Consider the following 12,487-nt stretch of genomic DNA (forward strand, 5'->3'; position numbering starts at 1 on the left):
GTCCCCAGTCCCCAGTCCCCAGTCCCCTATCTCTTCAAAGCACTCGTAAAATGCTAGGAATGCTATCTATTGCTTCCAGGGTTTGAATTTCGGCTAAAGCTTGTCTAAAGTCGCCCTCTTTCACATCGTGGGTGACAACGACAATTTCTGCTAATTCTTCCTGAAAACCGGTTTGGACGACTGACTCTAAACTCACGCCATATTTACCAAAGCAAGTTCCTAATTTACCGATGACTCCGGGATGGTCTTTGCTGAGGAAACGAGTGTAAAATCGGGTAACAAGTTCAGAAATTGGCGCTATTTGACAGTAATGTTGATGTCTACAAGCTAATAAGGGATTTGCTTTAGGGGTATTAGTTTTCAACGTCGCTACCAGATTTAAAATATCTGAACAAACAGCACTAGCAGTAGCACCAGCACCAGCACCAGGTCCAAAAAACATCACTTGGCCAATGGGTTCTCCTTCCACAAGAATGGCATTATAAACACCATTGATACTAGCTAAAGGATGAGTTTGGGGTACTAAGGTAGGATGGACTCTCACTGATAGCTGAGAATTATCACCTGATTTGCCTTTGGCGATCGCCAATAATTTAATCACAAATCCCAATTTAGCAGCATAGGTAATATCGGTTTTACTGACTTGGCGAATGCCTTCACAATAGACATCTTGCAGGTTGATGCGATCGCCAAAACCTAAAGATGCCAAAATAGCAATTTTATCAGCCGCATCCAAGCCATCAACATCAGCGGTAGGGTCAGCTTCTGCATAACCTAAACGTTGAGCATCAGCCAAAACATCGTTGAAGTTGCCGCCTTCCGTTTGCATCCGGCTAAGGATGTAGTTAGTTGTACCGTTAACAATGCCAGTGATAGTATGAATCTTATTAACGCTTAAAGACTGTTTGAGGGGTTGAATTACAGGGATACCACCACCAACAGAAGCTTCTAGCATCACATATACCCCAGAAGCGTTGGCAGCGGTAAATATTTCTGCCCCAAATCGGGAAATAGCAGCTTTGTTAGCTGTGACTACGTGCTTACCATTTTTAATAGCAGTGAGGATCAGCGATCGCGCTGGTTCTAATCCTCCCATGACTTCCACAATTATATCTATATCTGGATCATTGACAATTGCTTCTAGATCCGTAGTCACTACCCCCGATGGTAGTTCTACATCTCGGTGTTTATCAAGCGATCGCACTCCCACACGATAAATTTCGATTTCCTGCAACAGTGGGTGACGACCTTCCAAGTCCTGCAACAATTGTACAGTCCCCGTTCCCACAGTACCTAATCCTAATATTCCTAGTTTAACACCCACAGATTTTGCGCCCAAACGATATACACAAAACAATTGTAGGCAGGGCATCGCCCCACCTACAAACTTAAAGCTGAGAATTTGGAATTAAATTACTATTGAGCATTGACCACATTAGTAGGTTTCCACGTGCCAGCGGCCTTCTTTTTTCATGCCTTTCTGATAATCACTCCAGTTCACACCTTCCTTAGCAGCAGCAGCGGACAAAGCGGCATCAATACCATCTTCCATACCACGTAAACCGCAGATGTAAGTATGGGTTTTTTCATTTTTAATCAACTGCCACAGTTCATCAGCGTTTTCTGCTACACGGTCTTGGATGTACATTCTGCCACCTTGAGCGTTTTGTTGTTCCCGACTGATAGCATAGGTCAAACGGAAGTTATCAGGATATTTAGCCTGCATCTCTTCCAATTCTTCATGATAGAGAATGTTTGCCGTCTTAGGTACACCAAACAGCAACCAAGCAAATCCATTGAATTGATATTCTGGGTTGGCTGCTCTTTCTGCATCTTTAAACATCCGCCACAGATATGCACGCATAGGAGCAATACCTGTCCCTGTAGCTAACATGATTACATTAGTATCAGTGTCTTCAGGTAATAGCATTTCCTTACCCACAGGACCTGTGATTTTTACTTCATCACCGGGTTTAATCTGAGTTAAATAGGTAGAGCAAACACCATAAACTGTTTCGCCACTTGCTGGATCTTTATATTCCAATTGACGAACACACAATGATACAGTCTTGTCGTCTACATCATCACCATGCCGAGTGGAAGCAATAGAATAAAGCCTCAGCTTTTCGGGCTTGCCTTTTTTGTCTATACCAGGGGGAATAATACCAATACTTTGACCTTCTATGTAGTTTAAGTTACTACCTGTCAAGTCAAACTTGATATGCTGAACAATACCAATTCCGCCTTCTTTTACTAACGGCTCATTAGAGATTACCTTACCGATAAAAGGAGCATTAGGACGATAAGTGTTCACAGGAACATCAGCGTGTTTGGCTTTCGCTTGAGTCATCGTGTTACCTTTTTTATCCTTAGATGGTTTAGCGAAACCTTTGGCTTCGCCACTGGTACTCACGGGTGCGTCTTTACCAATCTCCTCATTGTTAGCATTTACAGGTGTCACTGGCTCGCTGACTTCTCTGTTAGCACTTTCTACGGCTCCTTGACCATTAACTGGCTGTAGCACCGATATAGGCTGAATGCTAACAATTTTACCGCCTAGACGAGTGATCCTTCGCATTTCTTGATTCATGCGGTTGTAAGGTACTCTGATGAATACACTGCCACTTTTACGAATAGGGTAGTTCGTTTGATCAGATTCTTGATTCTGACGCAGACCCACCACTTCGTATACGAAGACGCGGCTACCTGATTCTATGTTGGCAGCACCCTCAACAGCACCTTGATTGTACATTCGTTCTACCACTCCAATATTTACTTAACCGTTTATCAAAAAAATTCTCATCATATTGTCAGCTTTAAGTTTACCGGATTTTCGTTGCATAAAAGCATAAAACTGACAATGTGAGAAAACAGCATCATGAAAATGATGCCCTGCTCAGTACACTCGGCAAAGACTATATTAGGTATGGTATCCAACACACCTGTTCATCTTCTAAGGTAGATGATAAGTCTTTGACAGAATGTTAATAGTAAATCAATTTAAACTTTTTTTTACTAATTACATACTTATTGCCTCTCCTAATAACATATAATAGTCATTATTTACGCTATAAAACGAAATAATTTCTTTAAATTTATTATTTCTCTGACTATACATACCCTTTGGTAGTTTTCAACAGGCAAATATGTGAGAATTCAAGAGTCGGAAGCCAGGAGCTAGGAAAAAGATCAATATTGCCTGTTTGCTGTTGCCGATTGTCAACTAAAATATGGTTGAATAAGACTGTTACACCATTCAATTGTTTTTAACAGCAACGCCTGTTACAAAATACATCTTGCTGTTAAAATCTAGTATACCACTAGGATTAAATACTTACCAGCCCAGAACTCAGGATAGTAGAAATCAGTAGTTAACAGGACTATGTTGATCACTACCCTGATATGCTGTATTTATGCTGGATAAAAAGAACGCAGGGTTTTACCCTTAGAGTAAAACCTCTAGCTTCAAGAATCTGTTGTGTGAAAAAAATATTGATTTGGTCATCTTTTTAGTATTTAGAGGAGATTTATGACAAGTAAGCCGGAACGCGTGGTATTGATTGGAGTAGCCGGAGACTCTGGGTGCGGTAAGTCTACGTTTTTGCGTCGGTTGATCGACTTATTTGGTGAAGAATTAATGACAGTTATCTGCTTGGATGACTATCATTGCCTTGATCGTAAACAACGCAAAGAAACTGGTATCACTGCACTCGATCCCAGGGCAAACAATTTTGACCTCATGTATGAGCAAATTAAAGCTCTAAAAGAAGGTAATGCCGTTGATAAGCCGATTTATAACCACGAAACCGGCATGATTGATCCTCCAGAACGGATTAAGCCCAACCACATTATAGTAGTTGAGGGGCTGCATCCTTTATATGATGAGCGGGTGAGAGCCTTACTAGACTTCAGTGTTTACTTTGACATCAGTGATGAAGTCAAAATTGCCTGGAAGATTCAACGAGATATGGCGGAACGTGGACACCGCTATGAAGATGTATTAGCCCAAATCAATTCTCGTAAACCTGACTTTGAAAAATTCATTGAACCACAAAGAGAATTTGCGGATGTGGTTTTACAGGTATTACCCACAAACTTGATCAAAAATGATACCGAACGCAAAGTATTGCGGGTACGGATGTTGCAAAAAGAAGGTAAGGAAGGGTTTGATCCGGCATACTTGTTTGATGAAGGTTCAACCATTCAGTGGACTCCTTGTGGACGCAAACTGACCTGTTCTTACCCTGGTATGCAGCTTTACTACGGTTCTGATGTGTACTACGGTCGGTATGTATCTGTTTTAGAAGTAGATGGTCAGTTTGACAACCTGGACGAAGTAATTTACATCGAAAACCATCTGAGCAACACATCTACCAAATACACAGGTGAGATGACTCACTTATTACTGCAACACCGTGAATATCCAGGTTCTAATAATGGAACTGGTTTGTTCCAAGTGTTGACAGGTTTAAAAATGCGTGCTGTTTATGAACAATTGACAGCTAAGGAAGCAAAGTTAGCGGCTCAAGTCTAGAACCAGCAATGTTGTTAAACACAAAAAGGGGTTGCATCTGTGGGTGTACCCCTTTTTTGTTGTGGAGAAAGTAAATTTTTTCCCTGTTCCCTGTTCCCTGTTCCCTGTTCTCTGTGTCAATATGGTTATGATTTGAGAAATGAGTAGCTGAAACTAAAATAACCAAATTTAGTCAGTGAATAAAATTATTCCAGTTATTCCAGGAGGATTTTCCTTTGTCTCGACGCTATTTATTTACCTCCGAGTCTGTAACTGAAGGTCATCCAGATAAAATCTGTGATCAAATCTCTGATACTATTCTGGATGCTTTGTTGACACAAGACCCTAGTAGCCGGGTGGCGGCTGAAGTAGTTGTTAATACTGGATTAGTATTAATTACTGGAGAAATTACCACCAAAGCCAATGTAAATTTTGTCAATCTGGCTCGTACAAAAATCGCGGAAATTGGTTATACTGACGCAGTTAACGGCTTTTCTGCCAATAGTGCCAGTGTACTCGTAGCTTTGGATGAGCAGTCACCGGATATTGCCCAAGGTGTAAATACTGCCCACGAAACCCGTAGTGCTGATAGTGAAGAACTATTTGATAAAATTGGTGCTGGTGATCAAGGTATCATGTTCGGTTTTGCTTGTAACGAAACACCAGAATTGATGCCTTTACCGATTAGTTTAGCTCATCGCATTGCCCGAAGATTGGCAGCAGTACGGAAAACTGGAGATTTGCCATACTTGCGACCTGATGGTAAAACCCAAGTTACCGTAGTTTATGAAGATGGTAAACCTGTAGGTATTGATACAATCTTAATTTCCACTCAGCATACACCTAATATTGGGGATATTACGGATGATGCGGCGGTGCAAGCTAAGATTAAAGAAGACTTGTGGACTGCAGTAGTCATGCCTGTGTTTGGCGATATTGCAGTTAAACCAACTGAGGATACACGGTTTTTAGTCAATCCCACTGGTAAATTTGTGATTGGTGGACCTCAAGGAGATTCTGGACTGACAGGACGGAAAATCATTGTTGATACCTACGGTGGTTATTCCCGACATGGTGGTGGTGCTTTCTCTGGTAAAGACCCCACAAAGGTAGACCGTTCTGCGGCTTATGCGGCTCGTTATGCGGCGAAAAATATTGTGGCTGCGGATTTAGCTGAAAAATGCGAAGTCCAGTTAAGTTATGCTATTGGTGTAGCCAGACCTGTAAGTATTTTTGTGGATACCTTTGGCACTGGTAAGGTTGATGATGAAATCTTACTGCAATTAGTCAAAGATAACTTTGAACTGCGTCCAGCAGGAATTATCCACACTTTCAATTTACGCAACTTACCTAGTGAAAGAGGCGGACGTTTTTATCAGGACGTTGCAGCTTATGGTCACTTGGGACGTTCTGATTTAGATTTACCTTGGGAACGGACTGATAAAGTGGATGTGTTGAAGCAAGCGGCGAATAAGTATCTTTCTGAAGCGATCGCACCTGCATTAACTTAGAACGATCAAACCCAGATACCCACTTTCTTTAAGAAAGCGGGTATCCTATTTGCATCTATTACTTAGGGGTTGCTGAGAAAGTCTTTCCGTGAGGGCATAGGAGTCAGGAGTCAGGAGTCAGGAGTCAGGAGTCAGGAGTCAGGAGTCAGGAGGAGATTTGAAAATTTCTTTGCCATCTCTTGAAATCCCAAAAAATGCACACTTTTTCCGGTATACCCTTCAAAACCCTTGCACTAATTTCTGTGTTTATCAGCCTCTAACCTTTGATATATCAAGGTTTTAGGTTTATTCAGCAAACCCTACTTAATTACCCTTAACAATGTCATCCCAATCAGGAATTTCTGCATTTTCTCCACCTACACCAATGGCAGTATTATAGATTTCTGCATCAGTAATGGTGAGATTATTCATTGATGCTTGATAGACGTTGGAATCATTAATAATCGCATTGGTGAGATTTGCATTATTAAGATTCGCTTGTTTTAAATTGACATTAGTAACAAAAGCAGATGTTAAATTTGCACCTGTTAAATTTGCCCCTGTTAAGTCTGCACCTTCGAGGTTGGCTTCTTGTAAGTTAGCACCCCGGAGGTTTGCTCCTCGTAAGTCTGCACCAATTAAATGAGCGCCTCTGAGGTTAACTCCTGAGAGTTGACATTTAGGACATTCCCCAGTGGATAAAAGTTTTTGTAGGTCTTGGGTATTTCCTGCTTGTACTGAGTTAGCAAAAAACAGGGGAGCGGCTAAGGCTATAGCGGCTAATAGCTGGCGTTTCATAATATTCCCCCTTCCTTTTAGATAATAGTACCCGTTCATTTTCCTCACAAATTTATTATCTCACTAAATGGCTCAAGAATGTTGATTGATCTCACAAATTAGATGTGATGTTTTAACCGTTGGTGACCTAATGGCAATTATCCACTGCTTTTCTTGTCGATTGTACGGATTGAGGAATTACTCCAAAGAAATCAAGGATCATCTCAAAAATGCTATTGACAAACCTGTACAAGATATGTCAGTTTTAGACAGCAAAGAAATACAGTGTTGAGGTCGAGCAATGCTTTTATCTATCAAAACAAAACTCAAGTTAAACAAAACCCAGGAAATATTAATGGCTAAACACGCTGGTATAGCAAGGTTTACCTATAATTGGGGTTTAGCTACTTGGGCTTATTTGCATAAAGATGGATTAAAGCCAAACAAATATATCCTCAAAAAATTCTTTAATAACCATGTAAAACCTGAATTGGCATGGATTAAAGAAAAAGGTATTTGTCAGAAAATCACTCAATACGCCTTTGATAGTTTAGGTGAGGCTTTCCAGAGATTTTTTAAAGGACAGTCTAAATATCCCAACTTTAAAAAGAAAGGGAAAAATGATAGTTTTACAATTGATGCAGGTGGTAAACCAATTCCTGTAGGTGGTATATCAATAAAACTACCAACAATTGGATGGGTAAAAACTTATGAAGGATTACCTCACACCACCTGTAAAAGTATTACTATTTCTAGGACTGCTGATAGCTGGTACATAGCTTTTTCTTATGAACAAGAATGTCAGCCAACTATTAAAAAACATGATGCTGTTGGTGTTGATTTGGGAGTAAAGGAACTAGCTATTCTTAGCACAGGTGTTACTTTTCCTAACCCTAAACACTACAAGCAGAACTTAGCTAAACTGCAAAGATTATCCAAAGTCTATTCTAGAAAGGCTAAAGGTTCAAGCAATAAACATAAAGCTAAAATTAAACTAGCTAGACATCATGCGAGAATAGCAAACCTGAGAAAAGATACTCTTCATAAACTTACTACTTACTTATGTAAAAACCACGCGAAGATAGTAGTAGAAGATTTGAATGTTTCAGGAATGTTATCGAATCATAAATTAGCACAAGCAATAGCTGATTGTGGATTTTATGAGTTTAAGCGTCAGCTAGAATATAAAGCTAAAAAGTTTGGCTGTGATAGCCTGCGTGGCGAAGCCATAATCATAATTGCTGATAGATTTTATCCATCAAGCAAAACCTGTTCTCGTTGTGGGCATAAAAAAGAAAATCTTTCTTTATCCGAAAGAATTTATTGCTGCGAGAACTGCGGTTTTGAGATAGATAGGGATCTAAACGCTGCAATTAATTTATCGCGTCTGGCTAAGGCGTGAAAGTCTACTGAGGGATAACTGCTCCCATGCTCCCGTTGAAGTAGAAAGTAAAGTCTAGTATTGTCTAGGTTTTATATAGCAGTAATGCTATAACTATGACTGGGGTTAGGTCTTAGCTATTTCTAAATACTGAATTTTGGAAAATTGCTAATGTTAAGCTAATGTTAAATTTTGTGTTAAATATTTTTAACTTGTATCATTGAGCATAGTTTTGTTGTAGAAGTAAATGAGTATTGTTTACTATTAATAAATAGGTGGTTTTAGCCAAGAAATTCGCGCATATACTCTATGACTAATTCTGGCTGTTCTTGTTGTACCCAATGACCAGAATTAGGAATATATTTGATTTGTAAGTTTCTGACGTATTCTTGTGTACCATAGGTAAGTTCTTTACCTAGTGCGGTGTCATGTTCTCCCCAAATCATCAGGGTAGGAACTTCCAGAATACTCCAATGTTTGTGGAGGATACCCTGTTGAAAAATGTTACGGTAATAGTTCAACATGGCTGTCATTGCACCTCGTTTTGCGGCTGCGTCTTTATAGGCTTCAATGTCTGCTTTTGTGAAGGCATTTTTATTAAAAGCTGTACCTTGAATAGCTTTGGCTATAACTTCGTAGTCTGAAGCTTGCAGGATTAGTTCAGGAAGCAACGGTAGTTGAAATAAGAAAATATAATAACTGCGTAATAATTGTTGGGGTGTGCTTAAACCTTGAGCAAATTTGGCGGGATGGGGGAGGTTGAGTATGATTAATTTTTCTACCATGTCAGGGTGAGCGTAGGCAAAATTCCAAGAGATCGCACCACCCCAATCATGAGCGACTAAAATACAACTTTCATATCCTAAACCTTTGATTACTCCTTCTATGTCTTTAACAAATTCATCCATCACATAAGCAGACTGCGCTTGAGGTTTATCACTATCGTTATAACCACGCAAATCAAGAGCAACAACGTGGTAATCTTGAGAAAATGGGGGTATTTGATGCCGCCACGAGTACCAAAATTCTGGAAAACCATGCAACATTAACATTAACGGTCCGTCCCCTTGGGTGACATAATGTAATTTGATGCCATTGGTAGTGATATAAGCGTGTGTCCAGGAATTTTCGATGATAGACATAACATTTGATAGATTCAAAACTTCTGTAATTTTCATTAAGAGCAATTATACAAAGTATTTTTCGTGAGAACATCTATAAAAAGTTAGGTTGTCAATGAGTAGAGTAAAAATACGAGGTGTCTGGTGAACGAAAACTGATAGTCAGGTTCTCAAGTCAAGAAAAAACATTGCGGCAACGATGGAATTTTGAGCGGTAAAGATTGGAAAAACATTTAAGAAAGATTTTTAAGGTATAACTTCAGTGATGAAATTAGAAACAAAACAAACAATTGAGATTCTCAAGCAAGATTTACCGACCTTATTTGAGCAGGATATTTCTTATGATATTTATTCTGAGGATATCTTTTTTCGTGACCCGGTGAATAAATTTAAGGGTAAGTTTAATTATCGGATTATTTTTTGGACGTTGCGTTTTCACGGACAGTTATTTTTTACGGAACTTGCTTTTGATTTACATGATGTTTCTCAAACTGATGCAAGTACAATTTTAGCAACGTGGACGGTGCGGGGTGTGTTGCGTGTTCCCTGGAAAGCGCGGTTATTTTTTAATGGTTATTCCACTTATAAGTTAAATGATCAGGGTTTGATTTATGAACATATTGATACTTGGGATCGGGGACCGGGGGAGATTTTGCAGCAGTTTTTTAAGCGGGGGGTTTATTGAAATAAAAAGGATTTTATTTGTCTGATAGCGAAGCGTGGCGTAAGCCATATCAGGATGTCCAGGATTTAAGGATTGACAGGATTATTTTTACCATTGATTAATTAAAATTAAATACTGTTAACTTTGATTACTTTCAGTTAAAGCCTATTGACGGGTATTTATAAGTAAAATACGATTTCTGTATATAAGGTGTTTTCACTTATAAATTTATGAACCAGTCTAATAATAGCGAACTTGCTAAATCAGGGGATATCAACGCGATTAATAATCTTGTTAATGAGTGGTTGCAATCACCTAGTATTACTGTCAAAACAACTCTTAAACAGGACTGTTTACAGATAATGCTAGAATCAGCAGAAGTTCCAGAAAAAGAGTCAATCATTCCTTGTATTCGTGATAACTTGCTGAATTTATCTATTGACTCTGTGAAAAAAGTAAAAATATATGCACGAGAAACAGGAGAAGATTTTCCAGATTGGCAGGAAGAATTAGAGTTAAATTATACATTGCTAGAACAGAAAACAGAAAGTCAGTTATCTACACAACAACCATCTTTTTTTAATTCCTTTTTTGGTGCGATCGCCGGAACAGCAGAAGCGGTTGGTGGTGCAGCTATGGGTCTCGGTGGTGCGATCGCCGGAACAGCAGAAGCGGTTGGTGGTGCAGCTATGGGTCTCGGTGGTGCGATCGCCGGAACAGCAGAAGCAGTTGGTGGTGCTGCGATGGGCGTTGGTGGTGCAGCTATAGGTCTTGGTGGTGCTGTTGCTGGTGCTGCCATGCAAGCAACCCAAGTTGTAGGACAAGCATTAGCAATTGTTGGTAATAATCCTGATTTACAAAAAGCAATCAAATCATTAAATCAAGATTGGTTAAATCCTTTAATTGATCAAGTAGATGTAGTTAAAGCTGAAGCTGCTGTAAGAAAATTACAACAAGAGTATCCCAATGAAAAACCTCCAGAAATTGCCCATCGTTTAATGTTGGAAAAGTCAGTTTTTGCAGGAACAAGTGGTCTTGTTAGTAGTCTTGCACCGGGACAAGCTGCGGCCATGTTTGCCGTAGATTACCTAGCGACGGCTGCATTATCGGCGGAATTAGTTTATCAAATTGCTGCTGCTTATGGAATGGATTTACAAGATTCAGAACGTAAAGGTGAAGTAGCAGCTATTTTTGGTTTAGGCTTAGGAGGAAAAACTGCAATTCAAGCAGGTTTAGGTTTATTGCGAAATATGCCAGTTGCTGGTGCAGTGATTGGTGCTAGTTCCAATGCTGTGATGATTTATGGATTAGGTTATGCTGCTTGTCAATTTTATGAAGCAAAAAAAAATCCATTAACTTTAGAAGCAAGTTTGATAGATGCTCAAGAAGAGAGCGAAAAATATTTAGAAGTTGCTATTTCTCAAACAAAAATTATGGATCAAATATTGGTTCATATTGTATTAGCTGGTAATCCTGATAAATCTTGGGAAAATATTTTACCAGAGTTAAAAGCAGCTAATCTGAGTCCTGCTTCTTTGGATGAAATTGCTGCTCATATTAAATCACCACCACCATTAGAACAGTTGCTTGAGCAACTTAATAGTGATTTTGCAGTTGCGTTACTAGCACAATGTGAAAAAATTGCTAATTTAGATGGAGTAATTACACCTGAAGAAACTCAAGTAATAGCAGCTATTCGTAAAAGGTTTAATTATCAGGTAGTTTAAGTTCTGAATTTTCTAACCAATTCTCAGAAGTGTGATTTCTGATTTGGTGACTGAATATGATAACTTCTCTTTCTTCCTTTGCGTCTTTGCGTCTTTGCGTGAGGATTGAAGATTTTTAAGAAACGAACCATGAAGAAGCGAAGGACACGAAGGAAGAGAAGTTAAAGAGGGTTTTTAATTTATTCAAATACAGGTGGCCAAATTTCAGAGATGTTTATTTCCCAACCAGGAAATAATTCGGGAATGGTTAATTTGTCATCTCCTGTTAATGTTTCAATTTCTCCGTTGGGACGATATATGCTTACGGTTCTTTCATCAGGATTAATTAATATGCCGATTTTTGCACCTTGTTCTAAAAAGAGTTTTATTTTATCTTCTAATTTTCCGATTCTATCAGTTTTTGATTTAATTTCTACCACCAAATCAGGAACTAGGTTTCCAAAGTCTCTAACTGTGCGTTTTAATCTGGAAGCAACAACAAAGGAAACATCGGGTGCGCGGAGGTCGGTGTTTGGCATAATAAAACCACCGCTAGAGTCAAATATTCTCCCTAAGTTCCGGGGATTAACCCACAGTTTTAACAAATGTATTAACTGAGCGCCTATTTCACTAGATTCAATATCTGATGGTCCCATAACTAGGAGGTTTCCTTCTTGCAGTTCTATTTGATAGTCTTCTTGTTCTTTTGCTAGGTTTTGTTGTAGTATTTCTACGTCTTTTATTGTTAACTGCATAAACTTTTCTCCTTTACTATATTGATAATTATACTCTTTCTTTGCGTCTTTGCGTCTTTGCGTGAGGATTGAAGATTTTT

Annotated in this window: 10 protein-coding genes; 5 read left to right on the forward strand and 5 right to left on the reverse strand. The window is 39.1% G+C overall.

The genetic code is table 11. The annotated features are described in order from the left end of the window. Positions 1-34: 34 nt before the first annotated feature. Positions 35-1,324 (reverse strand): homoserine dehydrogenase, encoded by a 1,290-nt coding sequence (locus tag H5968_RS07025; RefSeq protein WP_187039416.1) that lies wholly within the window; start codon positions 1,322-1,324, stop codon positions 35-37. A 111-nt stretch (positions 1,325-1,435) separates the two neighbouring features. Continuing rightward, a complete protein-coding gene (petH, locus tag H5968_RS07030; protein ID WP_187039417.1) occupies positions 1,436-2,752 on the reverse strand; it encodes a ferredoxin--NADP reductase in 1,317 nt (438 codons plus the stop codon). 777 nt (positions 2,753-3,529) lie between these two features. Between petH and H5968_RS07035 the strand changes: the two genes are divergently transcribed. Beyond that, entirely contained in the window at positions 3,530-4,534 is a 1,005-nt protein-coding gene (locus tag H5968_RS07035) for a phosphoribulokinase (RefSeq protein ID WP_096565751.1), read from the forward strand. A gap of 215 nt (positions 4,535-4,749) precedes the next feature. After that, positions 4,750-6,024 carry a methionine adenosyltransferase gene (metK, locus tag H5968_RS07040; RefSeq protein WP_187039357.1) on the forward strand — a complete coding sequence of 425 codons (1,275 nt, stop codon included), beginning with the start codon at positions 4,750-4,752 and terminating at the stop codon, positions 6,022-6,024. 303 nt (positions 6,025-6,327) lie between these two features. Here metK and H5968_RS07045 read toward each other — a convergent pair whose 3' ends face one another. Continuing rightward, on the reverse strand, positions 6,328-6,801 hold the full coding sequence (locus H5968_RS07045) for a pentapeptide repeat-containing protein (protein WP_187039358.1): 474 nt from the start codon (positions 6,799-6,801) through the stop codon (positions 6,328-6,330). A gap of 280 nt (positions 6,802-7,081) precedes the next feature. Between H5968_RS07045 and H5968_RS07050 the strand changes: the two genes are divergently transcribed. Further along, positions 7,082-8,182, forward strand: coding sequence for an RNA-guided endonuclease TnpB family protein (locus H5968_RS07050; protein ID WP_187039359.1), 1,101 nt, complete (start codon positions 7,082-7,084; stop codon positions 8,180-8,182). 260 nt (positions 8,183-8,442) lie between these two features. Here the strand turns inward: H5968_RS07050 and H5968_RS07055 are convergent, their stop codons facing one another. Then, entirely contained in the window at positions 8,443-9,303 is an 861-nt protein-coding gene (locus H5968_RS07055; RefSeq protein WP_187039360.1) for an alpha/beta fold hydrolase, read from the reverse strand. 244 nt (positions 9,304-9,547) lie between these two features. On the opposite strand from H5968_RS07055, the gene H5968_RS07060 reads away from it, so the two are divergent. Both H5968_RS07060 and H5968_RS07065 read left to right on the forward strand, forming a co-directional pair. After that, positions 9,548-9,967 (forward strand): DUF2358 domain-containing protein, encoded by a 420-nt coding sequence (locus tag H5968_RS07060; RefSeq protein WP_187039361.1) that lies wholly within the window; start codon positions 9,548-9,550, stop codon positions 9,965-9,967. Positions 9,968-10,176: 209 nt separating this feature from the next. Continuing rightward, positions 10,177-11,673: a hypothetical protein gene (locus tag H5968_RS07065; RefSeq protein WP_187039362.1), complete on the forward strand. Its 1,497-nt coding sequence runs from the start codon at positions 10,177-10,179 to the stop codon at positions 11,671-11,673. 179 nt (positions 11,674-11,852) lie between these two features. Here H5968_RS07065 and H5968_RS07070 read toward each other — a convergent pair whose 3' ends face one another. Further along, positions 11,853-12,407, reverse strand: a complete 555-nt coding sequence (locus H5968_RS07070; protein ID WP_187039363.1) for a Uma2 family endonuclease — start codon at positions 12,405-12,407, stop codon at positions 11,853-11,855. Positions 12,408-12,487 lie beyond the last annotated feature (80 nt).

The organism is Sphaerospermopsis sp. LEGE 00249 (assembly GCF_014299995.1).
GTDB lineage: Bacteria > Cyanobacteriota > Cyanobacteriia > Cyanobacteriales > Nostocaceae > Sphaerospermopsis > Sphaerospermopsis kisseleviana.

Bases quoted from the DNA above. Each gene is read 5' to 3' on its own strand.
- H5968_RS07035 (WP_096565751.1), top strand. From the start codon at position 3,530: ATGACAAGTAAGCCGGAACGCGTGGTATTGATTGGAGTAGCCGGAGAC.
- H5968_RS07065 (WP_187039362.1), top strand. From the start codon at position 10,177: ATGAACCAGTCTAATAATAGCGAACTTGCTAAATCAGGGGATATCAAC.
- H5968_RS07070 (WP_187039363.1), bottom strand. From the start codon at position 12,407: ATGCAGTTAACAATAAAAGACGTAGAAATACTACAACAAAACCTAGCA.
- H5968_RS07060 (WP_187039361.1), top strand. From the start codon at position 9,548: ATGAAATTAGAAACAAAACAAACAATTGAGATTCTCAAGCAAGATTTA.
- H5968_RS07055 (WP_187039360.1), bottom strand. From the start codon at position 9,303: ATGTCTATCATCGAAAATTCCTGGACACACGCTTATATCACTACCAAT.
- petH (WP_187039417.1), bottom strand. From the start codon at position 2,752: ATGTACAATCAAGGTGCTGTTGAGGGTGCTGCCAACATAGAATCAGGT.
- H5968_RS07045 (WP_187039358.1), bottom strand. From the start codon at position 6,801: ATGAAACGCCAGCTATTAGCCGCTATAGCCTTAGCCGCTCCCCTGTTT.
- H5968_RS07050 (WP_187039359.1), top strand. From the start codon at position 7,082: ATGCTTTTATCTATCAAAACAAAACTCAAGTTAAACAAAACCCAGGAA.